The sequence below is a fragment of the Lentzea sp. NPDC060358 genome (assembly GCF_042725365.1).
Lineage (GTDB): Bacteria > Actinomycetota > Actinomycetes > Mycobacteriales > Pseudonocardiaceae > Lentzea.
The window spans coordinates 40,259-55,109 of sequence record NZ_JBHXCW010000005.1 but is presented as its reverse complement, the minus strand read 5'-3'; the positions used below and the strand labels follow the sequence as shown (position 1 = coordinate 55,109).

General features: G+C 71.1%; 17 protein-coding genes. 13 read left to right on the top strand and 4 right to left on the bottom strand.

Annotated features, from left to right (window positions below; translation table 11 throughout):
• Positions 1 to 498, bottom strand: a complete 498-nt coding sequence (locus ACFWGZ_RS02220) for a DUF6232 family protein (protein WP_382449616.1) — start codon at positions 496 to 498, stop codon at positions 1 to 3.
• Positions 499 to 639: 141 nt separating this feature from the next.
• Positions 640 to 1,644, bottom strand: a complete 1,005-nt coding sequence (locus tag ACFWGZ_RS02215; protein ID WP_382449615.1) for a M64 family metallopeptidase — start codon at positions 1,642 to 1,644, stop codon at positions 640 to 642.
• 132 nt (positions 1,645 to 1,776) lie between these two features.
• Between ACFWGZ_RS02215 and ACFWGZ_RS02210 the strand changes: the two genes are divergently transcribed.
• The 4 genes from ACFWGZ_RS02210 to ACFWGZ_RS02195 all read left to right on the top strand — a co-directional run bounded on the left by ACFWGZ_RS02210 (position 1,777) and on the right by ACFWGZ_RS02195 (position 6,484).
• Positions 1,777 to 2,553 carry a cytochrome c biogenesis CcdA family protein gene (locus ACFWGZ_RS02210; protein WP_382449614.1) on the top strand — a complete coding sequence of 259 codons (777 nt, stop codon included), beginning with the start codon at positions 1,777 to 1,779 and terminating at the stop codon, positions 2,551 to 2,553.
• A 41-nt stretch (positions 2,554 to 2,594) separates the two neighbouring features.
• Positions 2,595 to 4,082 (top strand): cytochrome c biogenesis protein ResB, encoded by a 1,488-nt coding sequence (locus tag ACFWGZ_RS02205; protein WP_382449641.1) that lies wholly within the window; start codon positions 2,595 to 2,597, stop codon positions 4,080 to 4,082.
• A complete protein-coding gene (ccsB, locus tag ACFWGZ_RS02200; RefSeq protein WP_382449613.1) occupies positions 4,082 to 4,996 on the top strand; it encodes a c-type cytochrome biogenesis protein CcsB in 915 nt (304 codons plus the stop codon). The genes ACFWGZ_RS02205 and ccsB overlap by 1 nt, the downstream gene beginning before the upstream one ends.
• A gap of 102 nt (positions 4,997 to 5,098) precedes the next feature.
• Positions 5,099 to 6,484, top strand: a complete 1,386-nt coding sequence (locus ACFWGZ_RS02195) for an AAA family ATPase (protein WP_382449612.1) — start codon at positions 5,099 to 5,101, stop codon at positions 6,482 to 6,484.
• 49 nt (positions 6,485 to 6,533) lie between these two features.
• Here the strand turns inward: ACFWGZ_RS02195 and ACFWGZ_RS02190 are convergent, their stop codons facing one another.
• Positions 6,534 to 6,701: a hypothetical protein gene (locus ACFWGZ_RS02190; RefSeq protein WP_086667950.1), complete on the bottom strand. Its 168-nt coding sequence runs from the start codon at positions 6,699 to 6,701 to the stop codon at positions 6,534 to 6,536.
• Positions 6,702 to 6,758: 57 nt separating this feature from the next.
• Positions 6,759 to 6,965 (bottom strand): BldC family transcriptional regulator, encoded by a 207-nt coding sequence (locus ACFWGZ_RS02185; RefSeq protein ID WP_030473853.1) that lies wholly within the window; start codon positions 6,963 to 6,965, stop codon positions 6,759 to 6,761.
• A gap of 181 nt (positions 6,966 to 7,146) precedes the next feature.
• On the opposite strand from ACFWGZ_RS02185, the gene ACFWGZ_RS02180 reads away from it, so the two are divergent.
• Genes ACFWGZ_RS02180 through ACFWGZ_RS02140 form a run of 9 tightly spaced genes read left to right on the top strand, consistent with a single transcriptional unit; the run spans position 7,147 to position 14,849 of the window.
• A complete protein-coding gene (locus ACFWGZ_RS02180; protein ID WP_382449611.1) occupies positions 7,147 to 7,611 on the top strand; it encodes an Lrp/AsnC family transcriptional regulator in 465 nt (154 codons plus the stop codon).
• Positions 7,612 to 7,615: 4 nt separating this feature from the next.
• Positions 7,616 to 7,885, top strand: coding sequence for a DUF4229 domain-containing protein (locus tag ACFWGZ_RS02175; RefSeq protein ID WP_382449610.1), 270 nt, complete (start codon positions 7,616 to 7,618; stop codon positions 7,883 to 7,885).
• A 27-nt stretch (positions 7,886 to 7,912) separates the two neighbouring features.
• A complete protein-coding gene (locus ACFWGZ_RS02170; protein ID WP_382449609.1) occupies positions 7,913 to 9,001 on the top strand; it encodes a PLP-dependent cysteine synthase family protein in 1,089 nt (362 codons plus the stop codon).
• 54 nt (positions 9,002 to 9,055) lie between these two features.
• Positions 9,056 to 9,361: a hypothetical protein gene (locus ACFWGZ_RS02165; RefSeq protein WP_382449608.1), complete on the top strand. Its 306-nt coding sequence runs from the start codon at positions 9,056 to 9,058 to the stop codon at positions 9,359 to 9,361.
• A 29-nt stretch (positions 9,362 to 9,390) separates the two neighbouring features.
• Positions 9,391 to 12,603: a hypothetical protein gene (locus ACFWGZ_RS02160; protein WP_382449607.1), complete on the top strand. Its 3,213-nt coding sequence runs from the start codon at positions 9,391 to 9,393 to the stop codon at positions 12,601 to 12,603.
• Positions 12,603 to 13,022, top strand: coding sequence for a hypothetical protein (locus ACFWGZ_RS02155; protein WP_382449606.1), 420 nt, complete (start codon positions 12,603 to 12,605; stop codon positions 13,020 to 13,022). The genes ACFWGZ_RS02160 and ACFWGZ_RS02155 overlap by 1 nt, the downstream gene beginning before the upstream one ends.
• Positions 13,019 to 14,005, top strand: a complete 987-nt coding sequence (locus ACFWGZ_RS02150; RefSeq protein ID WP_382449605.1) for a hypothetical protein — start codon at positions 13,019 to 13,021, stop codon at positions 14,003 to 14,005. Before ACFWGZ_RS02155 ends, ACFWGZ_RS02150 begins: the two co-directional genes overlap by 4 nt.
• On the top strand, positions 14,002 to 14,448 hold the full coding sequence (locus ACFWGZ_RS02145) for a hypothetical protein (RefSeq protein ID WP_382449604.1): 447 nt from the start codon (positions 14,002 to 14,004) through the stop codon (positions 14,446 to 14,448). The genes ACFWGZ_RS02150 and ACFWGZ_RS02145 overlap by 4 nt, the downstream gene beginning before the upstream one ends.
• A complete protein-coding gene (locus tag ACFWGZ_RS02140; RefSeq protein WP_382449603.1) occupies positions 14,448 to 14,849 on the top strand; it encodes a hypothetical protein in 402 nt (133 codons plus the stop codon). The genes ACFWGZ_RS02145 and ACFWGZ_RS02140 overlap by 1 nt, the downstream gene beginning before the upstream one ends.
• Positions 14,850 to 14,851: the final 2 nt, after the last annotated feature.

The following is a 14,851-nucleotide window of genomic DNA, read 5'->3' as shown; positions in this document are numbered from 1 at the left end:
TCACGCCGCCTGCGTCCGCGCGCCGGGCTCCGGCGTGCGCAGGCGGTAGCTCTCGACCTTGACGTGGAACTCGGCGCCCGGATCGCCGAGGGCGGTGGTGACCAGCGCGGCGACCTCGTGCACGACGGAGCCGTCCTTGCTCGCCAGCACCGTCCTCGGCACGCCGGCGATCTCGAGGTCGAGCCCGTGGAACGTGGACCGCAGCCAGGAGGCCAGCCGCACGGCCTTGGCCGCGGTCACCGCTACCAGGCCGAGCACGGCCAGCGCGGGCGGCCCGTTCTGGCCGGGGCGCAGGACGACGAGCGCCGACGCGACCAGGAGACCGGCGAGCCACCAGCCGGCGACGGACCCGAGGAACCGCCACACGAGGAGTCCGCGGCCCGGCTCCCACGGCCCGGTGCCGACGCCCGAGATGGTCTCCAGCGGGTACTCGTCGGTGCCGATCCACAGGCTCTGCTCGCACACCCGCACGTCGATGACATCGTGTTCGATCGCCATGCCGGACGTCCCTTCACGGGTTCGCGCTGGGCACGACACCGTAACCCGGTGATCCGGAAGGTTCAGCACACAGTGGACGGTGGACGCGAAGTGTCCAGGAGTTGACCCGGAAGAGGAACTTTTCGCCGTGCGGGGGAATTCCTACCGGGCGCGCGGCCGGATGATCGGTCCGGGAGCGGGCTCGAACGTCAGCGACGGGATCTTCGCCTTGAAGGCGTCGACCATCGCGTCGCGGCCGATCGAGTTGAACTCCTTGCCGAGCGTGCGCATGATCGAGTTCGCGGTCGGCCGGTACAGACCGGACTTGTAGTACCGGGCGCCCTCGACGGGGGCGACCACGCCGCCGTCCGGCGACGGCTGCCCGAGGTAGGCGCCCCACTTCGCACCGGCCGGGTCCTTGGTCACGTTGATCTCGCGCGGCTCGGAGCCGGTGTAGGTCTCGTACGGGTAGTCGTACTCGTCGGCCAGGCCGCCGATGGAGTGGCCGAGCTCGTGGATCGCGATCTGGCCCGCCTGGGCGTTGGACCCCGCCGCGGTGGCCACCGATCCGCCCGCGCCGCCGTACTTCGTGGTGTTGCCGAGCGCGATCACCTGGTCGGCCTGGGGAGCCGCGGCCGCGTACTCCTTGGCCTTGGTCTCGTTGACGCACAGCAGGCGCTCGGTCTGGGCGTCGCGGCCCTGGCACCAGAAGCCCATGTCCAGCGCGGTGTCCTTGAGCAACCCCTTGGTCGGGTCGTGGTCCACACCGGACTCGGGGGAGATGACGTTGACCTGCCACACGTTGAAGTACTGCTTGTACGACGCGAACGGCTCGACCGCCGAGAGCTCGTTCCACTTGCTCAGCACGTTGGCGCTGTAGGTCGCGAGGTCGGCGCTCGTGTAGCCGTCGCCGACGAAGACGAGGTCGAACGCGTCGGACGGGTTGCGGTCGCCGAAGACCCTGGTCACCTCGGCCGCCGCGGCCAGCCGGAAGCCGGAGGACTCCTCGGCGGGCGCCTTCGGGGTGAGGGTCTGGGTGATCGAGCCGTCCTCGTTGAAGACCTCGCGCCACTCCATCGCCGGTTCCGCGTTGCCCGCGGGGGCCTGGGCGAAGAGGGACAACGCGGTGAGGGTCAGCGCCGGGAAGATCACCCGCGAACGATGCATGTGTTGACGCTAAGCAACACAGTTGTCACCCACAAGCGGCAATTCGTTGGCACTTATGGACCAAGTCTTGTACCGGGCCGTAAGGGGATGCCGGTGGTCGCGTGATCTGGGCAACTACCTACCCTGAGGTGTGTGAACCCCACCGATCTGGCGATCTCCGGGCCGCTGCTGCTGGCCACCGGAGTCGCGCTGCTCGCCGGGTTCATCTCGTTCGCCTCCCCGTGCGTCGTCCCGCTCGTGCCCGGTTACCTCGCCTACCTCGCCGGTCTGGTCGGGGCCGAGGCCCCGCGGGTCGAGGCCGACGAGCCCGCGAAGGCCGGCCGGTTGCGGGTCGCGGGCGCGTCGCTGCTGTTCGTGGCGGGGTTCACCGTCGTGTTCGTGCTGGCCTCGATGACGATCCTCGGCGCCACGGACGCGCTGCTGCTCAACGCGGACATGTTCCAGCGCATCGGCGGTGTCGTCACGATCCTGATGGGCCTCGTGTTCATCGGCCTCGTGCCCGCCCTGCAGAGGGACGTGCGGTTCCACACCCGGCCGAAGGCGGGTCTGGTCGGGGCGCCGCTGCTCGGCGCCGTGTTCGCGCTCGGGTGGACGCCGTGCCTGGGCCCGACGCTCGCCGGCGTGCTGGCCGTGGCCCGCAGCACCGAGATCGGGTCGTCGACGGTCCGCGGCGCCGTGCTGGTCCTCGCCTACTGCCTCGGGCTCGGGCTGCCGTTCGTGGTGCTCGCGCTCGGCGCGCGGTGGGCGCTGGGCGTCACCAGGTGGCTGCGCACGCACGCGCGCCAGGTGCAGGTCTTCGGCGGCGTGCTGCTGATCATGGTCGGGATCGCGCTCGTCACCGGTCTCTGGGGCGAGTTCGTCGGGTGGCTGCGCTACTCGTTCGTCGACGTCGTGGAGTTGCCGCTCTAGTGATCGCCTTCCTGCGCAACACGTGGCGCGGCCTCACCTCGATGAGGACCGCGCTCACCCTGCTGTTCCTGCTCGCGCTCGCGGCGATGCCCGGCGCGCTGCTGCCGCAGCTGTCGTTGAACGCGGCGAAGGTCGACCAGTACGTCGCCGAGCACGGCTGGTGGGGCGACGTCCTGCTCAAGCTCGGGTTCTTCGAGGTCTACGCCACGCCGTGGTTCGCCGCGATCTACCTGCTGCTGTTCGTCTCCCTCGTCGGGTGCCTGCTGCCCCGCACGGTCGAGTACTTCAAGCAGATGCGCGCGAAGCCGGTGCTCACGCCGCGCAACCTCGCCCGCATGCCGCACCACGCCCAGGCCGAGCTCGACCTGACGCCGGACGAGGCCGTCGAGCGCGCGAAGCAGGTCCTGCGGGGCTGGCGTTCGGACACCGGCGAGGGCACGGTCAGCGCCGAGCGCGGGTTCCTGCGCGAGACCGGCAACCTGGTCTTCCACTTCGCGCTGCTGGGCCTGCTCGTGTCGTTCGCGCTGGGCAAGATGTTCAGCTACGAGGGCCAGGTCATCGTCCAGGCGAACGGCGGCCAGTTCTGCAACGGCGGCATCTTCAACTACGACTCGTTCCGCCCCGGCCTGCGCGTCGACGGCACGGACCTCACGCCGTTCTGCGTCGAGATCGGCAAGTTCTCCGCGGAGTACCTCGACAACGGCCAGCCCGTCGGCTACCGCGCCGACATCCGCTACCAGTCGGGCGAGGACATCGCCTCGAACACCTGGAAGCCGTACGACCTGCAGGTCAACCACCCGCTGCGCACCGGCGGCGACCGCCTCTACCTGCTCGGCCACGGCTACACGCCGACGTTCACGGTGACGTTCCCCAACGGCGAGAAGCGCACGCAGGGCATCCAGTGGCTGCCGAGCGACCAGCTCACGCTCGCCTCCGAGGGCGCCACCAAGTTCGACCCGCCGGGCATCACCGACTCCGAGACGCGGCGCAAGAACCAGATCGCGGTGACCGGGCTGCTCGCGCCGACGCCGTTGCTGCACGGCAACATCCTGAACTCGAAGTTCCCCGCCCTGAACGACCCGATGGTCGCGGTCGACGTGTACCGCGGCGACCTGGGCGTGGACGACGGCCGCGGCCAGTCGATCTTCTCGATCGACATGAAGATGGTCGACCAGGGCCGGTTGCAGAAGGTCGCGCGCAAGAACCTCGCCCTCGGCGAGGAGATCGCGCTCGACGACGGCACCAAGGTGCGCTTCGACTCCGTGAGCGACTGGGTGTCGTTGCAGGTCTCGCACGACCCGACGCAGGGTTACGTGCTGGTGTTCGCCATCCTGATCATCCTCGGCCTCGGGGTCTCGCTGACCGTGAAGCGCCGCAGGGTGTGGGTGCGTGCGACCCGCCTCGACGACGGGCGTACGTTGGTCGAGGTCGGCGGTCTTGCCCGCACTGACCAGGCAGGATACGGCGAGGAGTTCACGCGGCTCGCCCGCGCGGTCCTGAGCAGTGGCGCTAGTGGGGAGAAGTCCTGATGCCGGTCAACGAGACCCTCGCGACCTACAGCGACTGGCTGTACCGCAGCGCGCTGGGCGTCTACCTCTTCGCGATCATGCTGTACGCGGTGGAGCAGGCGTTCACCCGTGCGCCGAGCAAGAAGGCGCTGGTCGGCGCCGGTGCGCCGAACGTGCTGGTCGACGAGCCGAAGCAGGCGCCGTCCCGGTCGGAGCGCTTCGGCCGCATGGGTGCCGCGCTGACCGTCCTCGGCGCGGTGCTGCACCTCGGGTCGCTGGTGATGCGCGGTCTGTCCGCCGGTCGTGCGCCGTGGGGCAACATGTACGAGTACATGTCGCTGCTGTGCCTCGCGGCCGTGGTGACGTGGATCGTGCTGATGGCGAAGTTCCCCATCCGCCGCCTCGGCGCGTTCGTGCTGACCCCGATCCTGGTCCTGCTGTTCCTCGGCGGCACCGTCCTGTACGCCGAGTCCGCGCCCGTGCAGCCGGCGCTGCGGTCGTACTGGCTCGTCATCCACGTCTCGGTGATCTCGATCTCGTCCGGCGTGCTGCTGATCCCCGGTGTGACGTCGATCCTCTACCTGCTCAAGGACTCGAAGCCGGAGCGCTTCCCGAAGCTGCCGTCCGCCGACGTGCTCGACCGCATGTCCTACCGCACCACCGTGCTCGCGTTCCCGCTGTTCACGGCGGGCATCATCTGCGGCGCGATCTGGGCGGAGGCGGCGTGGGGCCGGTTCTGGGGCTGGGACCCGAAGGAGACGGTCGCGTTCGTCTCGTGGGTGGTCTACGCGGCGTACCTGCACGCGCGGGCGACGGCCGGCTGGCGCGGCCGCGGTGCCGCGTGGATCAACGTCGCGGGCTTCGCGCTCAACGTCTTCAACCTGTTCTTCATCAACTTGGTCACCAGCGGGTTGCATTCCTACGCGGGTCTCTAACGACTTGGCCCCCGTGTCGATGGAACCGCTGGTAGTTGCGTACCGTCGCAACGTGGGGGTCGGGGTAGTCCTGGTCCGTCGTGCTCAGGGAGGGCCACAGCGGTGAACTGGCAGCATCCACCGGGTGAGGAACAGGGCTCCGGCCCGCAGTACGTCGACCCCCAGGCTGCGGCCTACCCCGATCCGCAGCAGGTCGCCCCGCAGCAGGTCGGCGGCACGCAGTCCGGCCCGTACCCGGTGGGCGGCACGCAGTCCGGTTCCTACCCGGTGCCGGGTGGCGCCTCCGGCCCGTACCCGGTGCCGGGCAACGCCTCGGGTCCCTACCAGGTGCCGAGCGGCGCCTCCGGTCCGTACCAGGTGCCCAGCGGCGCCTCGGGCCCGTACCCGGTGCCGGGATCGCAGTCCGGCTCCTACTCCGTGGACGGCTCCGGCAACTACCAGGTGGGCGGCGGCCAGTCGGGTGCTCATCCGGTGGGCGGCGGCCAGTCCGGCCCGCACAACACGGCCCAGTACGGCCAGTTCGCCGGCGGCCAGTTCCCGAACAACTTCCCGCAGCAGCAGTACCGCTCGCAGGCGGAGCAGGTCTCGTCGCAGCAGCTGATCAAGAAGGAGAAGCGGCCGCCGACGTCGGGCTGGCGCAAGTCGCTGCACTCGCTCTCCGGCGGCATGATCAACCTCGGCGAGAGCCCCGCCGACATCCGCCGCCGCGAGCTGATCGCGCGGATCAACCAGCCGCTGCGCGGGTGCTACAAGATTGCGATGCTGTCGCTCAAGGGCGGCGTCGGCAAGACCACGACGACCACGACGCTCGGCTCGACGTTCTCGTCGCTGCGCGGCGACCGGGTGATCGCGGTCGACGCGAACCCCGACCGCGGCACGCTGGCGCTGAAGATCCCGCGGGAGACCACGGCGACCGTGCGGCACCTGCTGCGCGACGCCACGCGGATCACGAAGTACAGCGACGTGCGCTCCTACACCTCGCAGTCGCCGGCGCGCCTCGAGGTGCTCGCGTCCGAGCAGGACCCGGCCGTGTCCGAGGCGTTCAGCGAAGAGGACTACCGGCGCACGGTCGCGCTGCTCGAGCACTTCTACAACATCGTGCTCACCGACTGCGGCACCGGACTCATGCACTCCGCGATGAAGGGCGTGCTCGACGAGGCCGACTCGCTGGTGCTCGTGTCGTCCGGGTCGGTCGACGGCGCGCAGACCTCGGCCGCCACCCTCGACTGGCTCGAGGCGCACGGCTACCGCGACCTGGTCGCCAAGTCGGTGTGCGTCATCAACTCGGTGCGCCCGAAGTCGGGCAAGGTCGACCTCGACAAGCTCGTCGCCCACTTCCAGCAGCGTTGCCGGGCCGTGGTCCGGCTGCCGTTCGACGCGCACCTCGAAGAGGGCGCGGAGATCGCGCTGGACCAGCTCGCGCCGGAGACGCGTCTGGCGCTGCTCGAGCTGGCCGCGGTCGTCGCGGACGACTTCCCGCACGCCTGACCAGCTCGTCTTACGGAAAGGGGTCCTGCGATCAGGGCCCCTTTTCCGTTCACTCGTCGCGCTTGCGCTGCTCGTCGAGCTTGCGCAGGAACTCCGGGTCGTCGTCGGGTGCGATCACCTTGCGGCCTGGGGTGTACTCCGAGTGCTGCGGGGCGAAAGCTCGCCACACGAGCACAGCCACGGTGAGCGCACCGATCACCGCCAGCAGGTAGATCATCGTGTCGCCACCTCCCTTTGCCACGAGATTACCCGCGGCACAGGGATTACTACGGTTTCAGTGCCGGACGGGTTCAGTGGCCTCGGTGGTGAGCTCCGAGAGCAGCGCCTTCACCTCGGTCTCACGGAACCTGCGGTGTCCTCCAGGCGTGCGAATCGAACCGATCCGACCGGCGGTGGCCCAGCGGGTCACGGTCTTCGGGTCGACCCGGAACAGATTGGCGACTTCTCCCGGCGTCAACAGGCGCTCGGTGGCTGCAGTCACGCGTCCTCCTCAGATCAGACGTTCAGGTCCGATCGTGGCATCTGACCCATCGGGTACTCGAACGCTTGTTTTTTGGTAAAGAGGTAGTAAGGGACGACCGGCGCGATTCGGACATGCGTCCGCGGGCCCCGTGTGTGACCTGTGCGACGTGTGTGCACGCGTGGGGCATAGGGTTACGCGGGTGGATGCCCTTGATCGACAGATCATCGCCGCACTGCGCGCCAACGGGCGTGCCACCTACGCCGACCTCGGCAGGCAGGTCGGCCTGTCCGCCTCCGCCGTGCACGAGCGGGTCGGCAAGCTCGAGGCCAGCGGCGTGATCGTCGGCTACCACGCCGTCGTCGACCCCAGCGCCGTCGGCCTGGGCGTCACCGCGCTGATCGGCATCCACCCCACCGACATCGCGGACGACAACGAGGTCGCGGTCGCCCTGGGCGAGCTGCACGAGGTCGAGTCCTGCTACCGGGTGGCCGGGGACGAGTCGTTCATCGTCAAGGTCAGGGTGGCCACCGTGGACGACCTGGAGCGGTCGCTGGGCCGGTTGCGGCGCATCCCCGGTGTCGCCCGCACCCGCACGACCGTGGTGCTGTCCACGCGCTTCGAGGGGCGCCCGAACACCGTGGACGAGGACGGCGACGTAACCTGAACGGGTGCTCGCTCGTGATGTGACGCTCTACGTCCTCGCCCGCCTCGGTCTCGTCGCGGTGGTGACGGGCGCGCTCATGTTGTTCAAGGTTCCCCTGCTGCCCGCGCTCGCCGTCGGGATCGTCGTGGCGCTGCCCGCCTCGCTGTTCGTCTTCAAGGGGCTGCGCGAGCGCGTCGCGGCCGGGCTGAACGAGCGCCAGGCCGAGCGCCGGGAGCAGCGCGACAGGCTGCGCTCCGAGCTGCGTGGTGACGAAGGTCCCGTCACCCAGGCCTAGCTGGGAAAGCGCGGTTATCGTGCGCGCGTGAGTACATCCGTTGACCGGTGTTGCAGCAGGACCAGGCACTGGGTGCGCGAGGCCGTCGGGATCATCGAGGCGGACGCGAACCGCAGCGCCGACACCCACCTGCTGCGCTACCCGCTCCCTCTCGACTGGGGCATCGACCTCTACCTGAAGGACGAGTCGACCCACCCCACGGGTTCGCTGAAGCACCGGCTGGCGCGCTCGTTGTTCCTCTACGCGATCTGCAACGGCTGGATCACCGGCGGCACGCCCGTGATCGAGGCCTCCTCCGGTTCCACGGCGGTGTCCGAGGCGTACTTCGCCCGGCTGCTGGGGCTGCCGTTCATCGCCGTGATGCCCCGCTCGACCTCGGCCGAGAAGGTCGCGCTGATCGAGCGGCAGGGTGGCCGGTGCCACTTCATCGACGAGCCGTCGGCGCTCTACGACGAGTCGCGGCGGCTGGCGGCCGAGCTCGGCGGCCACTTCATGGACCAGTTCACCCACGCCGAGCGGGCCACGGACTGGCGCGGCAACAACAACATCGCCGAGTCCATCTTCGAGCAGATGCGGCTGGAGCCGTCGCCGGACCCGGAGTGGGTGGTCGTGGGCGCCGGCACCGGTGGCACGTCGGCCACGATCGGCCGGTACATCCACTACCAGAAGCGCGACACGCGCCTGGCGGTGGTGGACCCCGAGCACTCGGTCTTCTTCGACGCGTGGCGCGACCACGACCGCTCGCTCGTGGCCACGCGCGGGTCCGGGATCGAGGGGATCGGCCGGCCACGGGTGGAGCCGTCGTTCATCGGCGAGGTCATCGACCGGATGATCAAGGTGCCGGACGCGGCGTCCATCGCGACGATCCGGTACGTGGAGGACCTGCTCGGGCGGCGCGTGGGCGGCTCGACCGGCACGAACCTCTGGGGCGCGTTCCAGATCATCGCGGAGATGCGCCAGTCGCGGACCCGCGGGAGCGTCGTCACACTGCTCTGCGACGGCGGGGAGCGTTACGCGAACACCCACTACGACGACTCATGGGTAACGGCCCAGGGCATGGACCTCGCCCCGTGCCTCGACCGCCTGAACAACTTCCACCGCACGGGGAACTGGTGACGAGCATCGTGCGTCACAGCGTGACCTGAGCACCTGAGTCCGCAGGGGGGACCTGTGTCGTCGCTGTTCACCGACGCGGCCGAGTTGCGCACGTACGCCGAGTACCTGCGCACCGAGGCCCAAGAGTTCGAGACGATCCGCAAGTACGTCCACGCCACGGCGTGCGACAAGGCGGGCTTCACCGGCCTGCTGACGTTGCTGCAGCCGGGCGTGGACGTCGTGCGCGCCCTCTTCGACGAGACGCTCGACTTCGGCAAGTCGAAGCTCGAGGGCGCGGCGTCCGCGGTCGACGCGACGGCCAAGGTCTACGAGGACGTCGACCGCGCTCAGATGAAGATCTTCGACGGGCTCCTCAAGTGACGGCCGCCGCGTACCGGGACCCGCGCCCGGTGGCTGCCTCGCTGAAGCAGCCCGACGTCGACACGGCCTCGCTGAACGACGTCCTGCGCGACCAGGGCTGGGGCGTGCAGGCCGTCAACTGGGTCTTCGAGGCGGTCACGGGCGAGAGCCTGGTCGCCACGATCATCACGCCGATCACCGGCGACTGGTCGAAGATCCGCGCCGACGGCGACGCGTGGCGCATGGTCGGCAACGCCATGAACGACGTCTCGTACAACCTCACCGACGCCGTCGGCAAGGTGCGCAACAGCTGGGACGGCGACGCCGCCCGTGCCCACGAGGCGTACATCGCGCTGGGCTGGAAGGCTGGTCTCCTCGCGGAGATGGGCGTCGCCCAGCTGATCGCCAAGGGCTTCGACACGGTCGCGTCCGGCGCGGAGGCCCTGGGCAAGCAGGCCGCGCGCCTGCTCGACTACCTGGTCAACAAGCTGCTGGAGGCAGCAGCGACCGTCTGGGTCCCGGTGGCGGGCTGGATCAAGGCCGCCGAGATGGTCTGGAACGCCTACCAGATCTACCGCCGCGTCATGGACATCATCGACACGGTCCAGAAGCTCATCGCCGACGTGAAGTCGCTCTTCGACGCCGTGGGCCGGGTCTTCTCGGCGATCGGCAAGCTCAAGGACGCCGACTCCCTCGCCGAGGCCATGAACGCCACCCAGGAGGTGGCGGAGGCCGGTCGCGACGTCCGCAACGCGGTCAACGACATCCGCGACGACATGACGTCCATCAAGGAGTCGGCCACCGAGATCGCCGACCGCGGCCGCGACATCGGCTCGAAGGTCAGCGAGGCCCGCACACCACCGGGCTCGGCGGACGACGGCACCAAACCGGCGGCGGCTTCGGCCGTGGCCCCCGGCGGCGCCCCGGTCTCCGCACCCCCGGCGGTGCACGGCGCGGACGCCCCCGCCACGCACGCGGCGGCCGCGGCAGGCCCGTCGGTCTCCGCACCGCCCTCGCTGGCCGGTGGCGGCGGTGGTGGCGGTGGCACCGCACCCACGGGCGCGGGCCACGTCCCGGCAGGCGCGGGACACGTCCCCGCGGCGTCGGGCGGCGTCCCCCAGACCGGCCACGGCCCCACGGGCGCCCCGCCCCGCCTGGACACGACGCACGCGGCAGCAGCGGCCCCCGCCGCGGCCCCGCCGTCCCACCAGGGCACCCCGATGGGCGGCGCGATGCCGATGGGCGCCCCGATGGGAGGCGGCGCGGGCGGCGGCGACCAGACGAGGAGCTCGGGCTCGCGCCCCGGCGCGGGCGGTGTCCCGGCGTTCCCGTCGGCGGGCGCGCAGTCCGGCACGGGTGCCGGCGCCCGACCTGGCGGCACCGGCCTGCCGACGCCCCCGTCCACGAGCTCGGGCCTCCCGACCCCGCCGAGCCACGCGAACACGGGCTCCGGCTCGGGTTCCGGCACGGCTTCCGGCACGGGTGGCGCGCGTCCCGGCTCCGGCCTGCCGACGGCTCCCGGCACGCACCCGACCCCCGGCTCGGCCGGCACGCACCCGACGCAGGGCACCTCCGGCTCGCACAACACGCCGGGCACCCCGGGCTCGCACGGCACGCCGGGCACCCCGGGCTCGCACGGCACGCCAGGCACGCCGGGTTCGCACCCGGCGCCGGGCTCGCACGGCACCCCGGGCACGCCGGGCTCGCACGGCACGCCCGATTCGCACACCGCTCCGGGTTCCGCGGGCACCCACCCGACTCCGGGCACGCCCGGTGCGGGCAGCGGCCTGCCCACGCCTCCCGGCCACACCGGCACGGGCGAGCACTCGACGCCGGGGGCCGCGGGCACCCACCCGACGCAGGGCGGCTCCGGCCTGCCCTCGCCTCCCGGCCACCCGAGCGCCAGTGCGGGCACCGCGACCCCCACGGCTCCCGCCCACACGGGCGGCAGCCTGCCGTCCCCGCCCGGACACCCGGCCCCGGACCACACGCCGGCCCCCGGCCACCAGCCGAGCCCGGGCCACACGCCGAGCTCGGGCGGCGGCCTGCCGTCGCCTCCGGGACACCCGTCCTCGAGCGCCGGCGGCGGCCTGCCCTCACCTCCCGGGCACCCGGCGCCGACCACGGACCACTCGGCCCCGAGCGGTTCCGGCACGGCCCCGCACGACCCGTCGCCCTCGCGTCCGCACGACACGACGCCCACCGGCTCGACGGGCACCCAGCCGCACGACACCGACACGCGGCCCCACGGCGACGACCACAAGCCCCACGACACCGACGCCAGCGGCGCCGACTCCAAGCCGCACGACACCCCGCCCGTCGACCACACGCCGCCCGTCGACCACACGCCGGACCACACGCCGGCCGACCACACGCCGGACCCCAGGCACGACGACACCCCGTCCCATCCGGACAGCGACAACAACAACGGCGACGGCGGCACCCCGCCCCCGCCCACCGGCCCCGACCTCAAGGGCCACTTCGACGCGGCGGCGATGGCGGCGCAGGGCCAGGGCTACCAGCACCAGCTCGAGCAGATGCTGCCCGACCAGGCCGCCCGCGAGCGCTACGTCGAGCTGAGCCAGAAGCTGTCCACCGAGCTCAGCCCGAGCGAGGCCCAGCACGTCGCCGACGTCCGCAACCAGATCCAGGTGGGCAGCGGCGACATCGTCACCAAGGCCCTCAACCAGGGCGCGCTCGGCACGTACCTGCCCGACCAGCCGCACGCGCCGGGCAGCAAGCAGGAGACCTGGCAGAACCAGATGGGTGGCTCCATCGCCCGCGGCCAGGACGTGGTCGTGGACAACACGCCGCAGGGCCTGCGGGACAGCCTCGCGCTCGACGACAAGGGCAAGGGCTGGACGCCGATCCCCGAGGGCGCGCAGTCCGCGATGCAGCTGCGGTACGAGGTGACCGACCAGAACGCCGGCAACCACAACGTGCCGTTCGGCGGCCCGAAGAAGGACGTGCCCGACTTCACCCAGCCCGGTCCGTACCCGGAGTCGCACTACCAGTCGCCGCAGGAGCAGGCGCACTACGAGGCGTCGCAGAAGCAGATGGCGGCGGCCGGCGGGAGCGCCCAGGTCCACGACGGCTACGACCCGTTCACCGGCACCGGCTCCACGATGGGCGGCATGCCGGAGTGGCGCGTCGACGGCGGCACGCCGTTGCCGGATCGTGCCGAGATCTGGCAGGTGAACGCGGACGGCTCTGAGAAACTGCACGCCGTGTACGACCGCAAGTTCGGCTGGACGAAGCTCTGATGACCCAGTACTCGCAGGAGATGGCCGAGTACCGGGGTGAGGTGTTCTTCGCGGGCAGCGAGGACGCGCACCACGTCTGGATCCGCAAGATCCCCGGCGTGAGCTACACGAACGACGAACGGTTCGAGACCTACAACGGCCGTGAGCTCAAGACGGTCCCCGTCACGGAGCTCGACTCCTGGTACGAAGAGCGGATGACCGCCCTCTGGCGCGGGCAGCCGTTCAACGTCGTCGCCACGCGTGACGGCAAGGCGGAGGCCGGGTACGCGGGCGGCGAGTACTCGTGGGCCCAGCAGAACGGGCTCGAGGGCGACCAGTACAACGGCTACACGGCCACGATCGACGTCGGCGAGCTCCACGACGTGCAGGTCGACCGCACCGACTTCCTGGCGCGGTGGAAGGAGAAGAACCAGGGATGAGCACCCCACAGGCCGTCCGCAAGGCCGCGGGCATCGGCCCGGAGACGATCCTGCAGAAGATCGTCCACCCGGCCGTCGCGCAGCTCTACCTGGGCAACGTCGTCGTGCCGGGCAAGTTCGAGCCGCACCGCGCCGCCGGGTTCGTGACGCGCGGGCAGGACTTCCCGCAGGGCACCTCCGACCAGTTCGCCGAGGTCTTCGGCGTGGACAAGGTCGCGGACTGGCCCCGCGGCACGCAGTACCTGCTGCGGTTCCTGGCGCACACGACCGAGCTGTTCGACACGAGCTTCGGCGGGCCCACGCTCGACGGCGCGCGGAAGATGGGCACCACGCGCGTCTACCCGCCGCCGTTCACCGGCACCGGCTACACGCCGAGCGAGAACCCCGTTCCCGAGTACGTCATGGACCTCGCCGAGCTCCCGGCAGGCACGGAGCTGTGGCGGTTCGAGCCGGACGGCCGGGGCCGCAGCGTCGGCAAGTACCTGCACCGCCAGGTCGGGTGGGTCCCCACCGGCGACGTCGGCTTCGGTCCCGGCAGGTACTGGCCCGCACCGGTGCCGCACCGGCCGACCGTCCGCCGCGGACTGATCGGCCGCTACCGCGACCAGGACTTCGACGTCGACTTCGGACCGACGCCCGGCGGCGTGCTGCTGCACCCGCTGGCCGGTCAGCCGGCGCCGGACGACTTCACCGAGGAGAACGGCGCCCGGTTCCTCGAGGTGCCGGACGCGGTCGTCCAGGACCTCCAGCTGGTCCGCACGCTCTGCACCTACCGGGGAGCGGAGTTCGAGATCGTCGGTGTGCTCGGCGACCAGGCCGTGCTGCACTTCATCGGCGAGAACCACGAGACGGCGCAGGAGCTCGGCCTGTCCGAAGTGGACTTCCGGCAGTGGCGCACGGTCGCGCAGCGTGCCGAGGTGAACGACATCCGCGGGGACGCGAGGCCGGTCCGCCGCGGGCTCTTCGGCAGGGGGAACGCATGACCACCCCGAACGACAGCTGGAAGACGCCGGAGCTGCGCGCCGCCGAGGCGCAGGTCGACGCGCGTTTCAAGGAGGCGCAGGACCTCGCGAACCGCCTCAAGGAGACGCCGCTGCCGCCGGTGCCGCCGGTCGACTTCAAGGCGATCGCCCAGCAGGTCGAGCGGGCCGCGCAGGAGCGCGACGCGCCCGAGCAGCTCAAGGCGCTCAAGCGCAAGGTCGACGCGGGCGAGTTCACGTGGGAGGACGTCGTCTCCGGCAAGGTGGCGCAGGACCCCGACGTGCAGGCCATGCAGGCCGAGAACGTCCAGAAGATGAAGCAGGCGTTCCAGATGCTGCAGGAGGGCATGACCGCCGAGGAGATCATGGAGGCCCAGCGCCCGCGCCGCGGTCCCGACGACGGCGACGCGCTCGACCCGGACATCTTCACGGAGGACAAGTGGTGATGACGGCCTGGCGGACACCCGACATCCGCGCCGCGGAGGACTTCCTGACGGGCGCGGTCGCCGACGTCGACCGCGCCATGCGGTCGGCCCAGCAGGGTCTGCGGGGCAAGGAACCGTCCACCGAGGACGTCCGCCGGGTCATGCAGTTCGCCAAGTCGAGCGAGGCGTCCCCGGCGATGCGCCTGCTCGCCGACCGCATCGCGCGCGGTGCGGGTCTGAGCTGGCGCCAGGTCCTCACGGGCGAGGCGAGCCACGACCCGCTGGTGCGCCAGGCCCTCGAAGCCGACCGGGCGAAGCTGGACGAGCTGATCAAGGGCGAGACCGCCCCGCCGCCACCGCCGCGCAGGCCCGCGCGCACGGACGACGACGAGCCGATGCAGTTCACCGAGGACGCGTGGTGACG

What these genes read in the sequence shown, in the direction of transcription:
- ACFWGZ_RS02220 (WP_382449616.1), bottom strand. Translation starts at nt 498, where the DNA reads ATGGCGATCGAACACGATGTCATCGACGTGCGGGTGTGCGAGCAGAGC.
- ACFWGZ_RS02215 (WP_382449615.1), bottom strand. Translation starts at nt 1,644, where the DNA reads ATGCATCGTTCGCGGGTGATCTTCCCGGCGCTGACCCTCACCGCGTTG.
- ACFWGZ_RS02205 (WP_382449641.1), top strand. Translation starts at nt 2,595, where the DNA reads ATGAGGACCGCGCTCACCCTGCTGTTCCTGCTCGCGCTCGCGGCGATG.
- ccsB (WP_382449613.1), top strand. Translation starts at nt 4,082, where the DNA reads ATGCCGGTCAACGAGACCCTCGCGACCTACAGCGACTGGCTGTACCGC.
- ACFWGZ_RS02190 (WP_086667950.1), bottom strand. Translation starts at nt 6,701, where the DNA reads ATGATCTACCTGCTGGCGGTGATCGGTGCGCTCACCGTGGCTGTGCTC.
- ACFWGZ_RS02155 (WP_382449606.1), top strand. Translation starts at nt 12,603, where the DNA reads ATGACCCAGTACTCGCAGGAGATGGCCGAGTACCGGGGTGAGGTGTTC.
- ACFWGZ_RS02150 (WP_382449605.1), top strand. Translation starts at nt 13,019, where the DNA reads ATGAGCACCCCACAGGCCGTCCGCAAGGCCGCGGGCATCGGCCCGGAG.
- ACFWGZ_RS02145 (WP_382449604.1), top strand. Translation starts at nt 14,002, where the DNA reads ATGACCACCCCGAACGACAGCTGGAAGACGCCGGAGCTGCGCGCCGCC.
- ACFWGZ_RS02140 (WP_382449603.1), top strand. Translation starts at nt 14,448, where the DNA reads ATGACGGCCTGGCGGACACCCGACATCCGCGCCGCGGAGGACTTCCTG.